The sequence below is a fragment of the Rhizobium sophorae genome, assembly GCF_013087515.1.
GTDB classification, from domain to species: domain Bacteria; phylum Pseudomonadota; class Alphaproteobacteria; order Rhizobiales; family Rhizobiaceae; genus Rhizobium; species Rhizobium sophorae.
In genome coordinates, this window is record NZ_JABFCN010000070.1 from 113,895 (window position 1) to 135,569 (window position 21,675).

Sequence of the window (21,675 nt, forward strand, 5' to 3'; positions counted from 1 at the left end):
TGAAGTTTATAAACCGGCAATTACGCATGATGTTTTCGTCTGAAACAGAATAACGGCCAAATCTCATCCGAGCGCGCCCGCGCAAATGATATCAGTGAGCGGCATTGGGTTTGTACTCCTGGTATGCATGTCCGAGAATCCCGTTAACCATGCCCGCGCCGCGCAGAACATGGGTGAGGGCACGCATGCCCCAATAGGGCGAAATCAGGATCGCCGGCAGCATGACCAGCCCAAGCATGACTCTCGTGGCGCCATAGGCCGCTCGGTAGATCCGGCGCTTCAGGTTGCCGTGCAGGACCTCGCTGACTGCGAAGGTATTGCCGAGCCGGTATTGTCTTTGCAACACCCATTTCCAGGTCATCCGGTTCGCAGGCACGATATCGTAGACGAGTGCCTTGTCAGCCCAGAAAACCTGCATACCACGGCGGATGGCCTGGTTGAAGAAGAGGTAGTCCGTGCCCCCGGTGAATCGCATCTTCTCTTCAAAACGCAGGTTCCAGGAGCGGATCAGGGGATAGTCGAACATGACGTTGTTCGAGGCTGCATAGGAAATACGTTGACCGTCGGTGTTCTTCTTACGCTCGAACACTCTTGCCTTGATGAAATATTCCGGTGGGTTTTCCGGATAGACCGGTTGGACGGGACCGTAGACGCAATCGGCACGGTTTTTCTCCCGGGTCTCCAGCATCGCATCCAGCCAGCCGTCGACCGGCCATTCGTCATCGTCGAGAAAGCAGAAGAGGTCAGTGCCTGGAGGTGCCGAATCCAGTGCACGATTGCGTGCAAAGGGTATGCCCTGGTTTTGTTCGATGACGTAGATCAGGTCGTAGGCGCCTGTCTGGCCAAAGCCCTCCACCGTGGCCTTTGCGCTGCCAGCCGCATCATTGTCCACGATCACCATGGTGAGATGATAGGGACGGTCCGGATGCCGGATCTGGCGGGTCATGACGTCAAGCAGCTTGGCGATCCCGTCCAGACGCCGATAAGTCAGCACACCGACGGCAATGTTCAACGGCGAAGCAGCTGCCTGATCGGCGCCGGCGGATGAATGCGGAAAAGTTTCTTGCTGATTCATGACTGTCCTCTCCGCAGCATATTTCCTAAACGCTTGCGCGCCGCCATCAAGGCAACTTCGGTCGCGGCGGCATCGCCGAACGGGCCGCCGGCTACAGTATTGCGAGCTTCGCTCCTCAGCTTCAGGAGCGATGTCGTTTCGGCAATGCCACCGGCTACAAGGCTCTTGCCGAGCGCATGCAGCCCATCATAGCGACGTGCCAGTTCCAATCCTGTCGCGATCATGATCCGCGGGCGCAGTGTTTTTGCCCTGCTTGTGCCCGTGTAGCGGTTCGAGGCATGAATGCGTTGAAAGGTCAGCGGTGTTTCGACGATGGCGCCGCGACCCAGATAGGCGGCTGCAAACTTGATGTAATTGTCGCTGAGGACGACGTCTTTCGCGACAGACATTGGCAGGATCTGGGACAGCAGCTCGCGGCGGAAGCTCAAGCCGGAGGTCGGCACCGGAAGCGAGGGAAAGCCGCCTTTGCGGAGCGTATCCCGCTTGTCGAACAGCGTCACCTGCAGCTCCGCGGGAGGCTGGTCGTCTTCATTGGTCGTCACGCGGTCGAAGCACCAGTCGATCTCGTTGCGATCGTAGATCTCGGCGATGCGCGCGAGTTTGCCGGGCAGAAACGCATCATCGGCATCGAGGAGAAAAAGGATATCGCCGCCTGCGGCCGCAAAACCGGCATTGAAGCTCGATGCCTGGCCGCCATTTTCCTTCAATACGGTCAGGATCCGCTCGCCATAGGAAGCAAGAATCTCTTGGGAATCATCGGTGGAGCCATCGTCGACCACGATCACCTCGAAGTCCGGATAGACCTGGGACAGAACACTGTCGATGCATGGGCGCAAATACTGGCCGTAATTGAAATTGTTGATAAGCACCGATAATTTCAATGCACGACCTCCTGCGCTAGTCGACCAGAATGATTTACTGCCGGTGCGTATCGGCGAAGTCCGGCGCGGTAGCCACGCATGTAATAGTACTTCCAGATAGCCCAGAATCGCTTCTTTGATCGCGGCAACGGATAAAGGAGGGCTGCCCGAACCGCCCAGTTGGCGCTCTCGATCCAGGTTCTTAAGGGGATTCCCCCCATCCTTATACCTCTTGGAATGTCCTCGGCGAAGAGCGCTGGCATTCCATAGCCAAGACGTTCTCCACGCTTCTGTACCCAAGCCTCTGTGACGCTAGAGGCTGGAATCCAATGATGAACAATGGCCTCGGCGCACCGATAGGTTTTCACGCCGCTTCGGGATAGGCGGCTGACAATTTCCGTATCCTCTCCCATCGCGAAAAGACCTCCTGGAAGCGGCCCGATATCTTCGCGGAATCGAACATTGCTGCCAAGCAATTCGCGACGCACGGTCGTGTTCGGACCCCAAATTTTTGTCGGGTCGCATGGGCCACTGGATTCCTGGTCGGATATGGCGAAGGTTGATCCCATGGGAATCCAGTCCAACAGCGGATCCCCATGGGGATAATGCTCCCAATTTGGAAGAATTCGGCCGCCGATAACGCCGAAATCCGGGTTCGCCTCCGCGCATGCAGCGATCGAACTCAACCAGTGCGCATCTGCCTCGACGTCGTCGTCCGTAAAAACGATCAGCGCTCCTCGAGCTATCGCAAGAGCTGCGTTCATAGCTCCTGATTTGCCTGGGCGGGTATGATTAACAACAACAATTGGAAGCTTTTTTGCATATTGATCGAGAAGCTCCCGTGTTCCGTCTTTACTGTTGTTGTTGACGGCAATCAGTTCCCATTGTTCGACTGGAAGGTTTTGCCCCAACATCGAATCCATCATCTGTTGAAGCCGTCTGCTGGCGCCGTTGAAGGACGAAAAGATGACACTAATTCTCGGATCCGTCATCAAACCCACTCGCCTCCTGACGTGCGAAAATCCTGCCCGCTGCCTCCGCAGCTGGAGCACTTCCTGTCGATGCCGCGGTTTAGTACTTTTGTCATTTGGCACCGACCTGAGAGTAGATCGTTTTATTCATGGTAGATCGCTGCTTGAGAAATTGGCGCAGGATCCCCTGTCTCACCGACTGCGCCCAGAGCAATTTGAAGCGAACGCCGCTTGGCGGAAATCTCTTGACGACGACGCTGGCTGGCACCATCAGAAGCCATCTCAAGGCGCTAGCGATGGGCAGACCGCCAATTTTCGTTTTTCTGTCGAAGAGGTCCGGCCGAACGATAACCAAGCCCATGCCATAACGCTCGCCGCGCCGCAAAACCCAGCCTTCGTTCACGTAGCCCTTCCTGACAATGTGCCGAACCCCGGGATGCCGCGAGTGAAAAGCCTTGGCTCCATTCTTCTCCAACCTGAGAGCGAAAGCAGTGTCCTCACCCATGGGGAACTGAGCGACACTGGCATCGGGGCCGAGGCCGTCGTGAACGATATAGCTGGATCCTAAAATGGAACGACGGAAGGCCGAATTCGGCCCCGATATCAATGCCGCTGAAATCGGCCCCTCGGGTAGACCGCCATTTAGCGCATAAAGAATCCCCAGATGCCCATGCTTGACTAACCACGGTGCAGGCCTTTCCTCCCATTCGGGCGTGATTAAGCCGCCGAATATGGCAAACTGTGGCTGCTCATCTGCCAAGGTGAGAAACTGCTCGATCCAATCCGGCGCGGGAATGACGTCGTCATCGGTTAAAATGACGAGTTCGCCCTCCAGATGGCGGAAGCCCAAAGTCAATGCGTACTGCTTACCTTGTTTTGGCTCAAAATAAACTTCCAGCGGAAGCCGCTCCTTATAGGAATTCAAGACTGCTGCAGTGTCGTCGCTGCTGTTGTTGTCGACCGCAACGATTTTCCATTCTTCCTTCGGTAGGGTTGAAGCGCACAGTGCGTCAAGCATCGTTGGCAGAGTCTTCTCGCCGTTATAAGTTGAGAACAGTATTGTAACCTTGACTTTGCTCATGTGATGCTCCGGACCTCATTTCGGCCGGGTCGCTTCCCTGTGCAGTTTGGGTCACGCCTTTACCGATGTCTTGGACCTGCGATAGAACGCTGTCGATGCGTGGGCGCAAATACTGCCATAAATTTTTGATGAGTACCGAGAGTTTCAAATTACTGCCTCCTATGCAATCGATTACTGCGTCATCGTCTGAGAAACGTATCGGCGAATTCCGGCGCGATAGCCACGCATGTAATAATATTTCCAGATCGCCCAGAAACGTTTCTTCGATCGCGGCAGGAGATAAAGCATTGCTGCCCGGAAGGCCCATTGTGCGCTCTCGATCCAGGTCGGAAGCGGAACTCCGCTTAACCTCACCCCCCCAGGCACCTCGTCGGGAAAGAGCGCCGGCATGCCGTAGCCAAGCCGCTCGCCTCTTTTCTGCACCCAATCCTCCGTCACGCTCGATGCCGGAATCCAATGATGGACCACGGCCTCGGCGCATCGATAGGACTTGGCGCCATTGGCCGCCAGGCGAATGATGATTTCCGCATCTTCACCCATGGCAAAAATCTTTCCGGGAAGAGGACCGATATCTTCGCGGTAGCGCACGCTTGTTCCGAGCAGCTCTCGCCGGACGATCGTATTCGGGCCCCAGACTTTCGTCGGGTCGCACGGTCCGCTTTGGGTGTCATCGACTATCGCAAAGGTGGATCCCATCGGAATCCATTCGATAAACCTGTCTTTTGGTTCTTTCTCCCATTCAGGGACGATTCTGCCGCCGAAGACGCCATAACTCGGATGGGTTCCGGCGCAGTCGACGATCGCTTTCAGCCAGTTCGGTTCGGCACGAACATCGTCGTCCGTAAAGACGACGAGATCCCCCTTCACCCGATCCAAGGCCATATTCAGCGCGCCGGACTTTCCCGGCTTGCGCTGTTGCAGGATGGTGATGGGAAGCTTGTCGCTATAGGTTTCCAAAAGATCAAACGTGCCGTCATTGCTATTGTTGTCGACGGCTATCAGTTCCCACCGATCATGGGGAAGCTCCTGGCGCACCAAGGAATCTAAAGTATGGCGCAGCCGGCGGCTGGCGCCATTGTAGGATGAAAAGAGCACGCTGACCAATAGATCCGACATCAGTTATCAACCCTCTTGGTGAAGTCGAAAGAGAAACGCTTCATATTTTGACTGCCTGTGCGATGTTCGAATGGGATCGGCGCTTACGCGGGGTTCGACCGCGTCTTACCGAAAAACTCGCGCCTGTGACCCTCGCCGACCATCCTCAGCTTACGAAGATTGCGCAACCACCGCCGCGGTTTGGTGAGTACGCCGCGGTTCAGGAAATACTGTCGCAGCAGGCTCGGTGCCTGACTATGCGATCCCCCGTGGGCGACCCGATAGACCGCCCCGCGAAAGGGAAGCTTCGTGAGCGGCGCTCCCCGTTGCGCAAGAATATCCGCTATGCGGACATGGCTGCCCAGCATCGACTTGATCCAGTCGAGCGAAGCATCCTCAAAGCGTTGCGGCAGTTCGTAGAGATCGGCACGAATGATCAATGAGGTGCCGCAGAGATGGCTGAAGTCGTCGTGGCCAAACAGGAAGTTGCCGCCATCGTCCCAGATATAACCATGGTCGATCGTCCATCCGTTGGCGTCCCGATTTTCGGACACGTGTTGAACGATTCGCGAACTGACGAAATCGTCGTCATCGACAATCATGAAGAAGCGACTGTCGGTGGCGTTCAGCATGCCACTCAGAACGCGACGGCCTTTGTCTGCCCGGAAGGCATCAAGGAAGTCTTCCTTGCTGCCCTTCCCGAGCTCATGCAGGTCGTTGGGCGGAAAGGTGACACGCACGGCGGAGAATTTCTCCGGCAAGTCGGGCAGGTCGGCCCCTTCGTTTGCGACGATGATTCCGCGCCAGTCCCCATTGGTCTGGTTGGAAATAGAGGCCACGGTCTGGGTCAGATTTGCCTTCAGCCTGTTCCAGTCGCGGGCATTGTCCTGATGTCGGACCGGGATAATGAAGGTGACAAGTGGCATCGAAGGACCCCCTTAAGCCCGCAAGCTCACAGCTTCTTTTTGATCGACACGCCCCTTGGCCGCCTGACCACGCGCCCACTCGATTCCGTCCTCGAGCGAGGTTGCTTTATATGAAAGGTCGGTTCCGCCGGAGAATGCATTCATGAAGCGGCGGATCTTTCCATAGCTGTTGTCCAGTACGGCATGCGGGCGGCCGAGCAGCAGCGAGCAGATATGGACGTGTAGGCGATCGGTCACGATTGCGCGGGCACGCGAAATCTGGCTGATGCCGCGCTCGAAGCGGTTGTGTGCCGCAGCGTCCAGCCTGCGCAAGGCAACTTCGCTCGGCTTCAACGCGAGATAAGCCGAAGCTACCCCCAACTTCTTGGCGATATCCACCTTCCGTTTCGACTCGGTAATCCAGTCTTCCACAGGAATATCGGAAGGAATCTTGCGATCGGTGCCGCCAACCCGTTCCGCGTCCTCGCGCAACATGGCGAGGACGGGAATCTGTGTCGCCCTTTCCGGAAGCGGGCCGATGGCAAAAGCCATATCGGGGCATAGTCGTACGGTGCAGTCGAAGTGCTTCTCGGAAAACTCCTTCGATTCTTCATCGCGCACGAGCAGCACGAAATTCTTGTGGCGCCCGATTGCCCGTTTGGATTGCTCGATGCGCTCAGGCGAACTGTAGTGGATCGACTGCGGGAACTGGATGATCTGCCGATCCGGGAAACGCTCCATGATGGCTTCACGGAAATCCTGGTGGGCAACCCAGATATCGCCGAAATTGCCGCCGCCGTGAATGAAGATCGGGCCGGTCGGTACCCGCCGGTTCAGTTCGTCGGCGGAGAAGTCGTACAGCCTGGAAACATAGTCCGGGCGCTTGCCGAAGCGATCCTTGAGATAAGCCATCTCCCCCAACCAAATTGCCGAGTCGCCGCAATTGCGGATGTCGGGAAAGTCGAGAATCGCAAGCGGTTCGTCGCGCGAGACATAGTCCTTCAGGCAATCATGGATCATGCCATTAAGTTTTGCGATCAGCTCCGATCTGGATTGGCTGGTCATTCTGCCTCTCTTGTTGATGTTCGTTTAGCTTCAGGCCGACTTGGGTACGGCAATACGTTTTGCTTTTGACAGGAACTTGACAATAATGCGGTGAACTTCGGTTTCCGGGCCGTCCGGCTTCTTCATCGCAAGCCAAAGAACAAAGCTCGATCCGACATAGATGATGCCGCCGGTGATAACCAGAACGGCGAGATGAAGTGCTAAGTGCAGCTTGTCGGTGGGCATGCTGAGAATATTCGACAATCCCCAGACGCCGGCGGCCATCAAGGCGACGCTGGCAAGCGCGCGGAAGTTGGCCGCGAGCTGCTGGAAGAATGGCAGGTTGATCAAGCGCTTGACGAGAAGCATGTTGACCACGGTGGAAATCAGGCCCGTCAACACACGTGCATAAACGACGCCCGGAAGCCCGGCCATCATGAGACCAGCGATGATGATGGGAACGCGAACCACCAGCATCTGCGAGTCGCGGATAAACAGCATCTTGGTATGACCCTTTGCCATACCCAGCGGCTGGACAAGCGAACCCAGCGTCTGCAGGGCAAAGACCGATGCGAGCGCCTGCACGATGAAGATCGCAGGAACCCACTTCTCTCCCAAGGCAAGCCGCATCATCGGATCAGCCACAACAGCCATGCCGATTCCCGCCGGAAGCGCCACCGCCGCCAGGAGCGCCTGTGCGCGCTGATAGGCCGCGATCAGCCGGACCGGGTCGTTGCGGACTTTGGAAAAGCCCGGATAAATCGTCTGGTTCAACGGCGCTGTGGCCTCGCGCGTCGGCAGCGTCGAAAGGGTGTTGCCGACAGTATAATGGCCAAGCTGCGTGGCGCCCAGCATCTTGCCGATCAGCAGATATTCGATCCGCCAGTTCAGCGTGTTGACAATCTGCCCTGCCGTTAGCCAGAGCGAGAAGGAAAACAGTTCACGTGCATGCCGGAAGGTTATTCGCGGCCAGAACGGCAGAACGGTGTAGGAAACGATGATATTGGTCACTTGATAGGCGAGGGTGCCTATAACGAGAGCCCAATAGCTCTGGTAGATCGCGGCAATTGCCACCGTCACCACGAAGCCGACTAGCTTTTGCGAGACGTTGAGTACGAACTCCTGCCAGAAGATCAGATCGCGCTGGAGCATGACACGTCGCGGATTGGCCAGACCGCTCAAGAGCAGGCTGAAACTCAAGGCAAGCATGACGCTCGTCAGCCGAGGCTCGTTATAGAATTCGGCGATCGGATAGGACGCGGCGGCAAACAACAGTGCCAATATCGCGCTTCTCGTCACGTTCAAGGTCCAGACCGCGCTGAAGTGAGTTTCGCTGGGCGACTCGTGGCGAATAAGTGCCTGATTGAGCGAGAGTTCGGTCACCGAACTCAAGATGATCTGGATCGTCGTTGCAATGGCGACGAGACCAAAATCAGCCGGCACGAGATACCAGGCGAGCACAAAGGTGCTGAGTGCTGAAAGCCCGTTGACGATGGCTCGGGACAGACTCAGCCATATGCTGCCCTGAATCAGTCGATCTGTAACACTGCTCATGGGCGAACGGCTCCTGAGGTCGACGACATCGACCATCCAAGCGGGTTGCGCGCCCATCCCGAATGCTTCTCCCTCTGGCAGGAGCAAAGGGTGTCGATGGAGTTGGAAAGCATCATGCCTTGTTGCCTCGTCACGGGGTCTGCGACATTAAAGGGCGCCTGCCGTTTTCGTGGAAAAATCTTGCTTCAGCCGGCTCAGCTCGACCAGCATTTTCTCGTGCGCTCTTACGATAGCCTCGTCGGTGCTGAGCTGTCCCGGCTTTTCAGCCACCCGCTGCAGCGTCTTGATGGTCGAGCCGAAGACATAGTTGCCGGTCAGTTGCCGGATGCGGCGGTGACGGAACGTTATGTTCTTCAACAGGTAGGTGTTTTTTCGCACCAGCGACGCGCCTGCTTCAACGAGGTTGGACGGGCCGATCGGATCGAAATCGATCTCCAGATCGAGCGCACTCGCCCAATCATACCACTTAGCCCGATTGCCCGGCGCGATCGGCCGGATCGCCCGCCAGGGAACGCGCAGCGCATCTGATATAATGCAGCCATGCATCGCCTCGGAGACGACCTTATGCGACGCGCTGATTTCGGTCAGAACCTTTTCCACCGACCAGCGGGGATCGATATAGTGAATGCCGGCGAGATCGCAGACTTTATCCCAGCTGCCGTACATGGCGCTTTCATAGTGCGGCATGAAGGAGACGGGATAACGCTTCTCGATGCTTTTTGCATCCCAGCAACTGCGCGTGAGGATGCCCGAATCGCCGATGGCGTAGCTCGGATCGATGCCGAGCACCTCGGCGGTCTTCTTTCCGCGCACGAAATAGAAGGTCCAGTTGCCGTCGACTTTCGGCGGGTTGGTGTAGCCGCCATAACCCGAACCGAAGACGATCTTCTGCATGTTCGGGTCGAAATTGTCGTAGAGAATCGAGCCGATGCCGAGAAAGAGCTGGCTTTCGTCGTCGTCGAAGAAGCCGGGCAGCAGACGCTCCCAAAGCCAATGATTCAGTTCGTCGCCAAAATTCTCGTGTTTCCCCCGGTAGGCAAACATCTTCATCGTGCTTCTCCAGTCGGCAAGTGCGTCACGATCTGCGAGACCGTTTCGTCTTCGCGGGCCATGCGTCCGTAACGCGAAATGATCTTGATGTCGCTGCGGATTATCTTTGCCGGATTGCCCGCCACGAGCGAGCGTGGCGGCACGCTCTTGGTCACCACCGAACCCGAGCCGATGACGCATTCGTCACCGATTTCGACGCCGGGCAAAATGATGCTGCGGGCGCCGATGAAACAGCGTTTGCCGATCCTTGTGTGAAGATAGAGCCCGCGTGTGAGGTCGTGGGTCAGAATCGCAGCCTCAAAGGCGACGTAAGTTTCCGCGCCAATATGCAATCCCTTCGGGTTGGTCTTGTCGAAACGCACGCTCAAGGAAAAGCTCGCCGTCGGATCGATGTCCATTCCCCAGAACTTCGTATAGTAGAGCCATTTGGCCCTCACAAATCCGTTCCGAAGCGGCCGAAATACGTTCAGTCCCCACTTCGGCTTTTTTCCTGTCTGCACCATCAAGTCCGACCCCGGCTGGAAAATTCGTCTAGCACGGAACTGTAATAGTCCTCGAGCATCCCCGTTTGGCGACGTAAGTCGAAACGCTCGGCCACCAGAAGCGGTGCCCGCGCGCTAAAGGCTGTCCACAGGGCCTGGTCGTTGAGCAGCCTTCCGACCGCCTCCGCCATTCCCGCGACATCCCGCTCCTCCACGAGATAACCAGTTTTCCCCTCTTCGATCGCTTCGCCCACGCCTCCCGAGCGAAATGCGACAACCGGAGTTCCGACGGCTTCCGCCTCGAGATTGGCGAGGCCGAAAGCTTCGGCATGACCATTATCGAGGGTCACGCTTCCGTGGAGATAAAGCTCAGCACTGGCGAGCAGATCCCTTATCTCCGTCTGCGACAGATTTTCATGGATCGTAACGCTTGGCAAGGAACGACGTGCCAGTGCTTCGATTTCCTCCTTCAAGGGACCCTGGCCGACCATGACGAATTCGACCGGAGTGCCGGCAGCCGCCACGCGCGCTAGCGCATCGATCATGAAACGATGGCCCTTGTAGTCGACGAAGCGGGCAATTGAAACCACCAATCCTTTTTTTCGGGGACGGGGTTCCATTTTGAAGAGATCGAGATCGATGCCGATATGATGGCGAAAGACCCGGTCGGCGCGAAAGCCGAGCGCCAGCAGCCGGTCACGGATGAAATCGGAAACGGCGATATTCCAGCTGTTCCAGCCGGCCATCTCGCTCCGGCCTTTGGCGAAGAATCGCACCTGATTGAAGCCGCCCGGCTTTTTGGGATCGCCGCCATAGGTGGCGTCGAAGCCGTGGAACGTCGTGACGAGCGGTTTGCCGGCGGCGCGTGCCAAGGGGCCGATGACATACCCGTTCTTGCCAAAATGGGCGTGAATGAGATCGGCTTTGCCGATCGCGGGAAAGAGGAAGGGAAGGCCGATTTGCGGGATTTTCAGCAGCAGTTCACCGGCCCGTGCAACAGGCGACCGACGGATGTCATGAACCGGAACAGTGGATTTTTTTGTATGGGCCGAAGAAATTCGCGAGCCGGCAAGAATTTCAGCTTCGAAAGAACGAAACGCTACCGCCTGGTTGAGAACAAATGCCTGGCTGGCAGGCAAAAATTTTTCCACATAAATAACGGCTTTTTTCATGAATCTGTTCGCGTCTCCGTTGTCTTGTGCATCACATCGCCTCTATTGCCCGCCGGATCCCATCAACTGCACTTCTTGGCGCATTATTGTCGTCGTAGAGATTAACGCGCTTCGTGCAAGCCGCAGCGGGATCGGTCGCTTTCTCATCGGGCGCGCCGTATTTTTCCGACATGCCCCATACTGTCACGCCTTTCAAGTCGCCATGTTCGGCCGCGACAGTGATCACGTCACTGAAAATATCGGCGTAGGATGCCGGCGTGAAGGCTTTGTCGCGGTTCAGGAAGTGGCAGGACGCATCCAGTTCGGTAATGAAAACGCCGACACCCATGTCCTTCAGCGCCGCGCAGAAGCGCCCCATTCCTTCCGGATCGATCCGGTCGAGGCCGGGGCGGAAATGCGCCTGCAGCCCCAGCGCATTGATCGGCGTTTTTTTGGCGACGAGATGCTCGACGATTTTCAGGATGCGCGCGCGCTTCTGTTCGAACACGTCGGATTTTTTCTCCAGATGCGTTTCGTTGAGCACCAGCGTCGCACCGGGATTGGCCTGATGTGCCATGTCGAAACTCATACGGATATAATCGTCGCCAAGAAGGCGGCGGAAAACACAATCCCGCAGATCCGGCGCATCATATTCCAACGGCTCGTTCACCACATCCCAAGCGTCGATCGAGTTCTTATAGCGAGTGACAACCTGTTTTATATGACGGTTCATCGTCGCCTGAATGGCCTTCGCGTCGCTGATATCTGACACCCACTCCGGGACGCGATACCAGATCAGCGTATGGCCATAAACCCTCATGTTGTTTTTTCGCGCAAATGCAACCATCCGGTCGGCGCTGCCGAAGCTGAAAACGCCCGGTCGCTTTTCCGTCGCATTCCACTTCAGCTCGTTTCGCGGCGTTATCGAATTGACGTTGTCGATGTAGATCTCGGAAGCGATTGGATCGTTGATGTTCTGCAGGTCGATTGCCGATCCGAATCGGAACGCCTTGCTGTCGGCAAGGGCGCGCAGCCCTTTGGCCGGAGGCGCCTGTGCAAGGGCCTGGCCCGTGCGGACATACAACAAAGCGAGTGGAACCGAGGCGAGGAAACGTCTTCTCTTCATTCTATCTCTCACTGTTGGCTTTTTTCATGTCCGCGGTGGAATTTAAAAGGGGGCGGGCTCGTCGGCACCGATCCATCACGGGATTCACGTTCAATTCAGTAGAGTAATGCAACCTCAAAATATACTTTCCCCGCAGGGGATATTGTTAGTGTCTGCTAGACTTTTCAGCATATCCCAAGATATAAACCGCTCGGGGAGGGCGCTCGTGATGGAAGATTGGTCCAGCTATCTGATAAGCTATTTTCATATGGCATTTCAAAATGCCGCTTTTTTTATGGCGACCGTTCGAAACGGTCTGTCTCTTCTCAATGACTGGCAGTTCGCAGTCCTTGTTCTCGGCATTATCGGCATCATTTTCCTCCCGTTCGCAGCGCTCGTCAGAATGTCGTGGCGGTTGCGCCGATCGGAGATCGTCATTCGCTCGCTGAACGAAGACCTTGCGCAAGTCACTCAGGACCTCAATGTCGAACGTGTCTGGCGTCTGGCGGGTGGCGACAGTATCGAACGGCCGAATGCGGACAGTTTGAAAGAGTTCTACCAGATCCTGGCCAGACATCACGACGATGCAAGTCACATGGCGTGATCAGTCCGTGCGTGGCATGAAGCCTAAGACCTAATGCCGATGTTCCTGACTTTCAGCCGGCGCTTCGATATGGGGCGGCTTGGAGACTGATTCCGGTTGCGCGCTGTCGATCTCGACTGCGGGGTCCGGCAACGGCAGCCATCTTCTGCCGGAAAAATAATCTCTGGTTCTTTTCTGAGGTCCTGAAGTCGCATCCAGGGAGAGCGTGAAGTTGTAATTCCCGGGATTGAGTACCTCGCGGGTGAAGCCGATACTGGCTCCGAAGCCGTCTTCCTTGATGTCCTTCAGATTCTTGATCGCGTTGAGGGTCTCATGAAAATCGAGCCATTGCGGTTGCCGCAGCATGATTTCGAAAATTCGCAGAATGCCGGGATCGAGCTGGCCATTTTTATCGGTCTCGGGATTGATGATTTTCACGCGCATATTGTTGATCGTGCCGGCGGCGTCGCCGCGAACGATGACGAAGATGGAGTTCGGGAGCTGATCCTTCTCCCGCTTGCCGCTCTGCTCGAAAAAGCATTCAAATGTATCGGCGTTGAAACTCGCTGCCGCCCAATCGCTGGTTTCGATGCCGGCATTGCGCAGCGCCGCACACATTGCGGCGCCGGATATCCGCCATGTTCGCAGGAAAGTCGACGCGGTCTGTACAAGCGGCGGTTCGATGATATGGAATGGAAGCGTGAAGGTGGCCGGTGGTGTCGGGCGGGGAAGGGCCTTGGGGGGAGGCGGTCTGACCTCCTGGGGAAGGAGATCGAAGCCAAAATAATGGCTGACCGTCTTTAAGTGTTTCATGTTGTTGGAAAGCAGCACCGTTCCCATGATCAGCGAGAGGGAAATCGTCAGCAGCAACCAGAAGACCACGGGAACCCGCGGTTTCCCCACCGGCTGTTTCGCATATGCGGACGACGAATTATCGGGCAAGCTTGTCTTCTCCGGCGCGTGAGAAGGGTTTCGATCGGGCTGTCTAAATCCAGCAGTATACATTTATCCGTTAAATATCTTTGGCTTCTTGTCGGCAATTGGGCACCTTCATGCCTCGTCATCGGGAAATGGTGCTACAGATTTCGGCGGAGGCGCCGTAACGCCATTTCAATCGGAAATCTCTAATGTAACTACGGACAGTCGCAGTGGCAAACAGCGATGAACTCGCGATTGGCCTATGAATCGACCATTTTTACATTCGCTTCCTTCTCATCTCTAGGTCTTGTTTTAGTTGTAACTGGGATGGCAATCGCTTCTATAGTATGTCTTCAGTAGTTATTAGACATAATTTCGAATTATATTTTATATATACTTAATTCATGTTCATTTTCACGTATAAGTTTAATTTTTTATTAGAAAACCATAGATTATATTTTCCTTTTCCTTGTACTCTGGCGGGTTTATCAAATTTTCGACGTATTCTTCGATAGGGTTGCCGCCCACTCGCCGAGGGGGGAAGGAAATGTCCGTCGAGCTAGACGCAACCACCTATGTTCACGCCAAACCGACAACTGCGCACGCCTATATCTTGCCCGCGGTGCTCGACGTGCTGGAGAGCCATTTCGACGGTTCTCTCGAGAACGACGTCTTTGATTTGGGATGCGGTACAGGCGGGGCGGCAGCGGCCCTTGCAGGAAGGGGATATTATGTCGTCGGCGTCGATCCTTCCAGTAATGGCATCGCCAAGGCCAATGTCAATTATCCAGAACTACCGTTGAATGTCGGCTCGGCCTATGACGACCTTTCCAGGGAGTATGGCACCTTCAATGCCGTCATCAGCCTGGAGGTCGTCGAACATGTCTACGATCCGAAGGCTTTCACCTCGACGATGTACGATCTCGTCAAGCCGGGCGGCATCGCCGTCATGTCGACACCCTATCACGGTTATCTGAAGAACCTTGCCCTGGCGGCGATGGGGAAAATGGACGACCATTTCATGCCGTTGAAGGAGCATGGGCATATCAAGTTCTGGTCGAAAAACACGCTGAGCACGCTGCTGCTGGATGCCGGCTTCGACAATGTTCGTTTTGAGTATGTCGGAAGGATTCCCGTTTTTGCCAAGTCGATGATCGCCGTTGCGCAAAAACCTCTCAGAGAGAGTGTCGGAGCGGCAACGATTTGGGATAGCATTCGTCCGCTGCGAAGTGCGCAATAGAGTGTGGGTCCACCCGCGCCAAACGGCGCCGCTGCGATAATCCACAGGTTGTTTTTTGCTCTGTGCGCTGCTGAAAAAAATCCTTGCGAAATATTTACTTTTAGTTGCATTCTTGCTTAAACTCTCCATTATACAGCCGGGCGTGCTGCTAAAGCGGGAGACTTATTCACATGAAGGCTAAATCGCCGAATTCGATTGACGTCTATGTTGGCAACCGTGTGAGAGTTCGGCGAAAAACGCTCGGGATGACCCAGAACGGCTTGGCCGAACTTCTGGGCATTACCTTCCAGCAGATCCAAAAATACGAAAAAGGAACGAATAGAATAGGCGCCAGTCGTCTTCAGCGCATATCCGAGATTCTTCGCGTGCCCGTCGGCTTTTTCTTCGAGAACGGCGGCTCCGGGCCGATCGATACCGCGACGAATGAATTGAACAGCTTTTTGTCCTCGAAGGAGGGGCTGGCGCTCAACAAGGCATTCATCGCCATCGAGGACCCGAATATTAGGCAAAAGCTGGTGGCGTTGGCCAAAAGCCTGGCAGTCGCGGGATTGCCTGACAGTGACAGTGAGTTGCAAGATTCGATTGTGAACAGCTGAGGACGTATCGTGCTTCATCTGCAGACATTCGGCGATCTGCGGTTGATCGAGACGAATGGCGACCCGGTTCGCTATCCGATCAAGGGCCTGTTGATGATGGCCCATCTCTATGCCGGTGCGAGCCATGAACTCAGCCGTTATGAATTGGCTCAGTTTCTATGGAATGACGTCGAACCCGAGTTGGCGCGGCTCAATCTGCGCAAACTGCTTTCCCGCATCCGCGAGACAGACGGCGGACGCGCCGAAATGCCCTTCGATTTCACCGCCACCACGGTTCGTCTCAACAGGCAGGCAGTTTCCAGCGATCTGGATATTTTTCACGCCGGCGGTTCGCCGCTGGAGCGGCTGAACGCGATAGCCGAACTGACCCAGCGGGGGTTCATCGGAAATATCAAACCAGCGACAAAGCTGATAGACGCCTGGATCAGGGCGCAACGGGACGCTCAGGCGCTGCAATTGCGGCAGGCATTGCTGGATGCATTGCCGGATGCGCAAAAGCCCGGCGCTGCGCGCTCCATTTCCGGCGCCGCCCTGCAGATCCTCGAACGGGATCCGAATGACGAGCAGGTTAGAGCCTTGCTGCACCGGCTATCCGGCGGTTCGACCCTCAGCGAGAGATTGCCGAACGGCGACGGCCATGCCAGGGTGCAGGTGAACCGTCCCGAGGCCGGTGGTGAGGCAACTGCCGACATCGAACGCGTGTCGCCGGCGTCGTTGATCCTACCTCGGCTGGTGCTGCTTCCCCCGACGTCGAAACATGCCGATGCCGGGCTTGCGCTTGCCAGCGCCCTGATCGAAGACGTCACGATCGAACTCTGCGCGCTCAGAAACATTTCCATCGTAGCACCCCATACGGCCGGTCAGATCCGCCGCGACTCCGAGAAGGCTGCCGTGGTCGCCCGTCACTCGATCGCCTATCTTCTGGATACACGGCTTTCCGAAGAGGGGTTATTCGCTCAGCTGGTTTATTTTCCCACGGACGAGATCATCTGGGCCAATCGCTTTGTGATGACGCCCGATATATTGCCGCGTCAGAGACGGCTGATCGCGCAGCAGTTGACCATGTCGGTGGCCCGCGAGCTGGCTGAAAATGAGGAAGAGCGCTTACGCTTCGAAGCCAATCCTCAGGCCTATCACGCCTATCTGGTCGGCTCGAGCCTGATGAGCAAGTTGACATTGCCGCATATCCGTCGGGCACGAAAAGCCTTCAAGCAGTCGCTGTCGCATAAGGCGGATTTCTCTCCGTCATTTACCGGGCTGGCGAGGACCTTCACCAGCGAGTGGCTCGTGAGGGCGCAGGGAAACAATGAGCTGCTGCAGCTGGCGGAGCAGAACGCGCTTCGGGCCATCGAGCGGGATCCGGCATCGGCGGCGGGCCACCGCGAGCTTGGCGTCACCAAACTCTATCTCGGCGATGTCGATGCCAGTGTCGCCGCACTTGATCTGGCGGAACAACTCAGCCCGCATTTTGCCGATGTCATCTACAGCCATGCCGACACGCTCGTGCATGCATCCCGCCCTGGCGACGCGCTCGCCAAGATCAAAAGAGCGATTTCCCTCAATCCGATCGCGCCTGACGCCTATCTGTGGTGCGCTGCGGGAGCAAGCTTCTTCCTGGAACAGTACGAGGAGGCCATCGCCTATGTTGAGGCGATGAAAGACAAAGCGCCGGCTCACCGCCTCGCCGCGGCCAGTTGCGCAATGATCGGCGATCGAAAACGGGCGCTATTCCATCGGCAGCGTGCCGAAAGCATCAACCCGGTGTTCGACGTCGAAAAGTGGCTCGCCATTGTTCCCATCAAGGAACAGTGGCAAAAAGAGCTTTATCGAGAGGGCCTGTTGAGGGCTGGTTTTTAACAACAGCTGAGGGGCATTACATGGCAAGGACAGTCATTATAGGAATACCCGGCGAAGCAGGTCTCTGGCTTGCCGATCTCAATGCCGGCACGGTCAAGCCTCTCAATCCGACGGGGGACTTGGCGACCGCGAACGACCTGCGCAAAGCCGGCGGCACGTTGGTGAAGGAGGTCGATTTCGCCGTCGCGGTTTCCTCGGCACAGGTTGCCCTTTCCGGTCACTTCGACGGCTGAGTCGGCTTTCTGACGCATCGGTCTTCAAACATATATTCCGACAGAATCATATCGCCGCGGGAAACCCTTTCCCGCGTCGAACCTCTTTTGGCCGGGTTCGGCATTACCAGGGTTGCGCGACATACCGGGCTGGACGATATCGGAATCCCCGTCTGGTGCGCATACGCCCCGAATTCCCGCTCGATCGTGATTGCCCAGGGAAAGGGTCTGACCGATCTCGATGCCAAAGTATCCACAGTCATGGAAGCCCTCGAACGGGCGGTTGCCGGCGAACCCTCCGTCGATCTCGTTCACGCCACCTCTTTGCGTCTGCAGGCGATGGGGCACAAGACCGACACGCTGGACTGCCTGACCGCTCTCCATAGACCCGATCTCGGACCGGACGAGGAGACGGAATGGGTTGCCGGCGTTAATATCCTCACCGGCGACGAGGTTTATATCCCCTTTGAAGCCGTGGTGCTCGACCGCACGCGGGACGCGCGATACTGGATGTCTTCCGACGGTCTGGCATCGGGAAACAATGTCGAGGAGGCGATATTTCACGGCGTCCTGGAGCGTATCGAGCGTGATGCCCATGTGCTGTGGCAGGTGGGCCGAGACGCGGATCGTTATGCCGGCTGCGTCGACCCCCGCGGCTTCAGGGACGGCGCCCTCGACGGGCTGATCGACAAGATCGAAACATCGGGATTGGCGCTCAAACTCTTCGATATCACCAGCGACATCGGGATTCCCTGTTTCACCGCCATGCTAGGCCCTGAGGATCTCATTGCGGGCCGTCGGGCTTTTCACGGGGACAGGGACATTCGCCTAGTAGACGTAACGGGCGGCACCGGCGCTCATTCGTCTCCCGTGCGTGCGGCCATTCGGGCGGTGACGGAAGCCGTGCAATCCCGGCTGACCTATATCAGCGGAGCCAGGGACGATATTTCGCCCTCAACTTTCTCACGATGCCTGCCGCCGCTGATGCGGCAGGCTTTCGATGCGGTTGCCGCACCGCCCGCTGCAGCGATCGGCAGCGGCAGGGCGGCATTACATCGGCAACAGGATCTGGCGCACTTGCTGCAGGACGTGCTCGACCGGCTCAGAAACAGGCGGATCGCCTCGGTGATCGCCGTGCGCCTCAGCGACGACACCCTTCCCTTCAGCGTCGTCAAGGTTGTCATTCCCGAGCTCGAAAATCCGGAGGGGGAGCGCGCCCGGCGGCTTGGAACGAGGGCGCTTGCCAGGGCGATAGGATTTTGAAGATCATTTTCGCCGGCCCCAGCCTTCCCGATGCAGCGTCGCTTGCCGGCAAGGAAATATGCGTCCTGCCGCCTGCCACGCAGGGCGATGTCCAGGCTGCGGTGGAACAGGGCGCCAATGTCGTCGGCCTGATCGACGGCGGCTTCGAATATGCCGCACCGGTCTGGCACAAGGAAATTCTCCATGCTCTGTCGTTGGGTGTCGCGGTTTTCGGGGCGGCAAGCATGGGCGCGTTGCGCGCTGCCGAATGCCATCCGTTCGGCATGATCGGGATCGGCCGCATTTTCGAAGATTATCGCGCCGGCCGGCTGGTCGACGATGCCGCCGTCGCGCTCACGCACGCACCGAGCGCGCTGGGTAGCAAGCCGCTGACGGTACCGCTCGTCAATGTCAGCGCTACGCTCGATGCGATGGAGGATCGCGGACTGCTGGAAAGTCGGTTGCGCCAACAGCTCGAAGATGCCGCGGGCGCGATATTCTTTAAGAAACGAACGTGGCGGGCGGTGGTCGAGCAATGTGCAGGGCTGGCCGAGCCGGATCGTGCGGACCTACTGGCGGCACTTCTGTCGAATGCCGTCGATCAAAAACGCATCGATGCCTTGGAATTATTGAAAGCCGTGCAGGAAGTCCGCGACATTCGCTCGAATGCCGATCTACCCTGGAAATTGCACGACACCCCGTTCCGGACGCGCTCTGAATTGTGAATCGAAGCCGGCAATTGTCACCGAGGGTTGTGTCACGCTTTTTTCACGGGCTGGATCACCTCCACACGCGTATCATTCCTTCAATTCATTGCAGAAATGGGGCATGGGCGTGACATCAATTGTCAAGATAAAAGCAGACCAAGGGGCGGAAGACGGTCTGGAAGAGCTCGTCGCGTTGGCGCGGATGATCGCCTATGCGCGACAGGTCGCTCAGGATGTCAAACTGCAGTTCGCGACGAATTGTCTCGACCTTGCGCTCGAGGCCGTGAAGCAGGAAGTGGGGGAGGGTTTGACCAGGGAACTGGGCGAATTGAGTTCTCCGGTGCCGCAAGTGAGTGTGAGAAGTCATTAGTAGGGCGCGTCCGATCGCACGCGCCGGAAACACTCCAGCGTTTCAAACTCGCGCATAACCCCGAAAATCAATTTCGATTTTCGGGGTTATTGCATGTGCTTGTGCGCAACCGAGCAGTCGCCAATCGAACCGGGGCGTTTGTTTCAAGCGTCGGAAGATAAAGGGCTGAAACGGAAGCCCGGTGTGTGTACCGATGCTTCGGCGTTTCACTCTCGGGCTGGCGTCAACTTGTAGGCTAAAGCATGTCTCGTAAAAGTATGCAGCGGTTTTGCGACATCCGTAAAAACAAGGACCCAAGGCGCCAGGGGCGACTCTGAAAGAAAAGGTTGCGACGCGCTTTAGCGAAGCCCGGCTCGCTGCCTGCCTGGCTGGGTGGTTGAAGTTTTTCTGGAGCTATACGGCATTCCATCCCATGGACGGCTTCGAAGCGAGTGGTAAACGATCCCGTTGACGTTGCCTCCGGGCAGGGAGGCGGCGTGATTCGACTCAATGTCTTCCGCACGACCAGCCGATTGGCGGCCGACCCTTCATCTTAATGGGTCAGGTTACGCTTCTGGGCCAGCAGCAGAATGTAGTCGTCGGCAATGTCGGCGATTGCCATTGCGACTTCCGCTGGATCGCATCCCTCGACCTTTGTATTTGCAATGAACTGATAAACCGCCTTCTCGATCTGCTTCCGGCAGATCATCACGCGCTCATCGTAACCAAATTCCGGAATCTGCGATGCTATATCACTCATCAGGTCGGCTCCCTCACTACTTACAGTGACCATGACACAAATTATAAGTTGAGCAAGCAAATGCTTTATGAAGGGTTAATTCACTGTCGAGGTGCGACCATTTCGACACAGGTCAGCCATGTCACGAGGCCTCCGGCGTGTTGAATCAGGACTGACCAACTTCGCCCAAGCATATCGGTTGTCTCGTATCGGGAGGCTCGTCAAAGAGGACAGGCATGTCTGGCGCCGCGAGTTTGCCTCGGTATTTCGCTTGGCGAGGACAAGGTCGCAGGGAGTTAAGGAATGACTATATTTATCAATATATTACGGTTTCACCCAGCAGCGTTGAATTGCATCTGCAACTTTTCGCCGCGCGACCACTCCAGGATTGTTAGGCCATCGGTTGTGACAATCATCACCAATGATGCAGGCAGGTGCCGGGGTCGTTGATGACCTCGTGCGGGAAGTAGCTTTTGGTAGATCTTCAGTTCTTGCGTGGAAGGTAATGCCGATGCTTTTGAAAATTTATGCATAATAGGTCAAGACCGACAATTGAGTGTGGCAAGTAAAAATTATCAAAAGGTAAAATTATGAATTTCAAACAATGGTTGTATTTAAAAATAAATTGTAAGACGGTTAGATTTTTACATGTTACTAATCATGGGATGTGTTCTTCTTTGTTCTGGAGGTAATACTTGTGGAGTTTTGTCAGATAATCATCTCGACTTGACCGTGAATTTTCTGTCCCCGCAATTTCGTTGCGGATCCGAAAGCATCATCCGGGATGAGTTGAAGGGTCGGTAGAAGTATTGGCAAAAGAGAATTCGAACTTTGATCTTGACTTGCCGATGATGGGGAT

22 protein-coding genes are annotated in these 21,675 nt (G+C 56.2%); 8 read left to right on the plus strand and 14 right to left on the minus strand.

What is annotated here, in order from left to right:
* Positions 1–91: 91 nt before the first annotated feature.
* The 12 genes from G9X64_RS34675 to G9X64_RS34730 form a co-directional block, all read right to left on the minus strand.
* Positions 92–1,075 (minus strand): glycosyltransferase family 2 protein, encoded by a 984-nt coding sequence (locus G9X64_RS34675; RefSeq protein WP_168309370.1) that lies wholly within the window; start codon positions 1,073–1,075, stop codon positions 92–94.
* Positions 1,072–1,956: a glycosyltransferase family 2 protein gene (locus G9X64_RS34680; protein WP_168309371.1), complete on the minus strand. Its 885-nt coding sequence runs from the start codon at positions 1,954–1,956 to the stop codon at positions 1,072–1,074. Before G9X64_RS34680 ends, G9X64_RS34675 begins: the two co-directional genes overlap by 4 nt.
* The gene (locus G9X64_RS34685; RefSeq protein WP_168309372.1) at positions 1,953–2,927 is read right to left on the minus strand and encodes a glycosyltransferase family 2 protein; all 975 of its coding nucleotides are present in this window, start codon (positions 2,925–2,927) and stop codon (positions 1,953–1,955) included. Before G9X64_RS34685 ends, G9X64_RS34680 begins: the two co-directional genes overlap by 4 nt.
* A gap of 91 nt (positions 2,928–3,018) precedes the next feature.
* Positions 3,019–3,987: a glycosyltransferase gene (locus G9X64_RS34690; protein ID WP_168309373.1), complete on the minus strand. Its 969-nt coding sequence runs from the start codon at positions 3,985–3,987 to the stop codon at positions 3,019–3,021.
* A 171-nt stretch (positions 3,988–4,158) separates the two neighbouring features.
* Positions 4,159–5,103, minus strand: a complete 945-nt coding sequence (locus tag G9X64_RS34695) for a glycosyltransferase family 2 protein (protein WP_168309374.1) — start codon at positions 5,101–5,103, stop codon at positions 4,159–4,161.
* An 83-nt stretch (positions 5,104–5,186) separates the two neighbouring features.
* Positions 5,187–6,008 carry a glycosyltransferase family protein gene (locus G9X64_RS34700; protein ID WP_168309375.1) on the minus strand — a complete coding sequence of 274 codons (822 nt, stop codon included), beginning with the start codon at positions 6,006–6,008 and terminating at the stop codon, positions 5,187–5,189.
* A gap of 12 nt (positions 6,009–6,020) precedes the next feature.
* Complete coding sequence (locus G9X64_RS34705) at positions 6,021–7,052, minus strand: polysaccharide pyruvyl transferase family protein (protein WP_168309376.1); 1,032 nt, start codon at positions 7,050–7,052, stop codon at positions 6,021–6,023.
* Positions 7,053–7,082: 30 nt separating this feature from the next.
* Positions 7,083–8,585, minus strand: a complete 1,503-nt coding sequence (locus tag G9X64_RS34710; RefSeq protein ID WP_168309377.1) for a lipopolysaccharide biosynthesis protein — start codon at positions 8,583–8,585, stop codon at positions 7,083–7,085.
* 147 nt (positions 8,586–8,732) lie between these two features.
* Entirely contained in the window at positions 8,733–9,635 is a 903-nt protein-coding gene (gene pssM / locus G9X64_RS34715) for an exopolysaccharide glucosyl ketal-pyruvate-transferase (RefSeq protein WP_168309378.1), read from the minus strand.
* Positions 9,632–10,138, minus strand: coding sequence for an acyltransferase (locus G9X64_RS34720; RefSeq protein WP_168309481.1), 507 nt, complete (start codon positions 10,136–10,138; stop codon positions 9,632–9,634). The genes pssM and G9X64_RS34720 overlap by 4 nt, the downstream gene beginning before the upstream one ends.
* Positions 10,138–11,289, minus strand: a complete 1,152-nt coding sequence (locus tag G9X64_RS34725) for a glycosyltransferase (protein WP_168309379.1) — start codon at positions 11,287–11,289, stop codon at positions 10,138–10,140. Before G9X64_RS34725 ends, G9X64_RS34720 begins: the two co-directional genes overlap by 1 nt.
* A gap of 31 nt (positions 11,290–11,320) precedes the next feature.
* Complete coding sequence (locus G9X64_RS34730; protein ID WP_168309380.1) at positions 11,321–12,394, minus strand: endo-1,4-beta-xylanase; 1,074 nt, start codon at positions 12,392–12,394, stop codon at positions 11,321–11,323.
* A 142-nt stretch (positions 12,395–12,536) separates the two neighbouring features.
* Between G9X64_RS34730 and G9X64_RS34735 the strand changes: the two genes are divergently transcribed.
* On the plus strand, positions 12,537–12,977 hold the full coding sequence (locus G9X64_RS34735; protein WP_171378340.1) for a hypothetical protein: 441 nt from the start codon (positions 12,537–12,539) through the stop codon (positions 12,975–12,977).
* 30 nt (positions 12,978–13,007) lie between these two features.
* On the opposite strand, the gene G9X64_RS34740 is transcribed toward G9X64_RS34735, so the two are convergent.
* Positions 13,008–13,898 carry a DUF6030 family protein gene (locus G9X64_RS34740; RefSeq protein WP_168309382.1) on the minus strand — a complete coding sequence of 297 codons (891 nt, stop codon included), beginning with the start codon at positions 13,896–13,898 and terminating at the stop codon, positions 13,008–13,010.
* A 523-nt stretch (positions 13,899–14,421) separates the two neighbouring features.
* Here G9X64_RS34740 and G9X64_RS34745 point away from each other — a divergent pair.
* The 7 genes from G9X64_RS34745 (at position 14,422) to G9X64_RS34775 (ending at position 20,098) form a co-directional block, all read left to right on the plus strand.
* The gene (locus G9X64_RS34745) at positions 14,422–15,114 is read left to right on the plus strand and encodes a class I SAM-dependent methyltransferase (protein WP_168309383.1); all 693 of its coding nucleotides are present in this window, start codon (positions 14,422–14,424) and stop codon (positions 15,112–15,114) included.
* 170 nt (positions 15,115–15,284) lie between these two features.
* Positions 15,285–15,710, plus strand: a complete 426-nt coding sequence (locus G9X64_RS34750) for a helix-turn-helix domain-containing protein (RefSeq protein ID WP_168309384.1) — start codon at positions 15,285–15,287, stop codon at positions 15,708–15,710.
* Between the two features lie 9 nt (positions 15,711–15,719).
* Complete coding sequence (locus G9X64_RS34755; protein ID WP_168309385.1) at positions 15,720–17,567, plus strand: AfsR/SARP family transcriptional regulator; 1,848 nt, start codon at positions 15,720–15,722, stop codon at positions 17,565–17,567.
* A 20-nt stretch (positions 17,568–17,587) separates the two neighbouring features.
* Entirely contained in the window at positions 17,588–17,800 is a 213-nt protein-coding gene (locus G9X64_RS34760) for a hypothetical protein (protein WP_168309386.1), read from the plus strand.
* A 48-nt stretch (positions 17,801–17,848) separates the two neighbouring features.
* A complete protein-coding gene (locus G9X64_RS34765) occupies positions 17,849–19,042 on the plus strand; it encodes a YcaO-like family protein (protein WP_168309482.1) in 1,194 nt (397 codons plus the stop codon).
* A complete protein-coding gene (locus G9X64_RS34770) occupies positions 19,039–19,746 on the plus strand; it encodes a TfuA-like protein (RefSeq protein ID WP_168309387.1) in 708 nt (235 codons plus the stop codon). The genes G9X64_RS34765 and G9X64_RS34770 overlap by 4 nt, the downstream gene beginning before the upstream one ends.
* 103 nt (positions 19,747–19,849) lie before the next feature.
* Positions 19,850–20,098 (plus strand): hypothetical protein, encoded by a 249-nt coding sequence (locus G9X64_RS34775; RefSeq protein ID WP_168309388.1) that lies wholly within the window; start codon positions 19,850–19,852, stop codon positions 20,096–20,098.
* Between the two features lie 532 nt (positions 20,099–20,630).
* Here G9X64_RS34775 and G9X64_RS34780 read toward each other — a convergent pair.
* Entirely contained in the window at positions 20,631–20,837 is a 207-nt protein-coding gene (locus tag G9X64_RS34780) for a hypothetical protein (RefSeq protein ID WP_003542083.1), read from the minus strand.
* Between the last annotated feature and the right edge of the window lie 838 nt (positions 20,838–21,675).

Bases quoted from the DNA above. Each gene is read 5' to 3' on its own strand.
- G9X64_RS34675 (WP_168309370.1), bottom strand. From the start codon at position 1,075: ATGAATCAGCAAGAAACTTTTCCGCATTCATCCGCCGGCGCCGATCAG.
- G9X64_RS34685 (WP_168309372.1), bottom strand. From the start codon at position 2,927: ATGACGGATCCGAGAATTAGTGTCATCTTTTCGTCCTTCAACGGCGCC.
- G9X64_RS34690 (WP_168309373.1), bottom strand. From the start codon at position 3,987: ATGAGCAAAGTCAAGGTTACAATACTGTTCTCAACTTATAACGGCGAG.
- G9X64_RS34695 (WP_168309374.1), bottom strand. From the start codon at position 5,103: ATGTCGGATCTATTGGTCAGCGTGCTCTTTTCATCCTACAATGGCGCC.
- G9X64_RS34700 (WP_168309375.1), bottom strand. From the start codon at position 6,008: ATGCCACTTGTCACCTTCATTATCCCGGTCCGACATCAGGACAATGCC.
- G9X64_RS34705 (WP_168309376.1), bottom strand. From the start codon at position 7,052: ATGACCAGCCAATCCAGATCGGAGCTGATCGCAAAACTTAATGGCATG.
- G9X64_RS34710 (WP_168309377.1), bottom strand. From the start codon at position 8,585: ATGAGCAGTGTTACAGATCGACTGATTCAGGGCAGCATATGGCTGAGT.
- pssM (WP_168309378.1), bottom strand. From the start codon at position 9,635: ATGAAGATGTTTGCCTACCGGGGGAAACACGAGAATTTTGGCGACGAA.
- G9X64_RS34720 (WP_168309481.1), bottom strand. From the start codon at position 10,138: ATGGTGCAGACAGGAAAAAAGCCGAAGTGGGGACTGAACGTATTTCGG.
- G9X64_RS34725 (WP_168309379.1), bottom strand. From the start codon at position 11,289: ATGAAAAAAGCCGTTATTTATGTGGAAAAATTTTTGCCTGCCAGCCAG.
- G9X64_RS34730 (WP_168309380.1), bottom strand. From the start codon at position 12,394: ATGAAGAGAAGACGTTTCCTCGCCTCGGTTCCACTCGCTTTGTTGTAT.
- G9X64_RS34745 (WP_168309383.1), top strand. From the start codon at position 14,422: ATGTCCGTCGAGCTAGACGCAACCACCTATGTTCACGCCAAACCGACA.
- G9X64_RS34750 (WP_168309384.1), top strand. From the start codon at position 15,285: ATGAAGGCTAAATCGCCGAATTCGATTGACGTCTATGTTGGCAACCGT.
- G9X64_RS34760 (WP_168309386.1), top strand. From the start codon at position 17,588: ATGGCAAGGACAGTCATTATAGGAATACCCGGCGAAGCAGGTCTCTGG.
- G9X64_RS34775 (WP_168309388.1), top strand. From the start codon at position 19,850: ATGGGCGTGACATCAATTGTCAAGATAAAAGCAGACCAAGGGGCGGAA.
- G9X64_RS34780 (WP_003542083.1), bottom strand. From the start codon at position 20,837: ATGAGTGATATAGCATCGCAGATTCCGGAATTTGGTTACGATGAGCGC.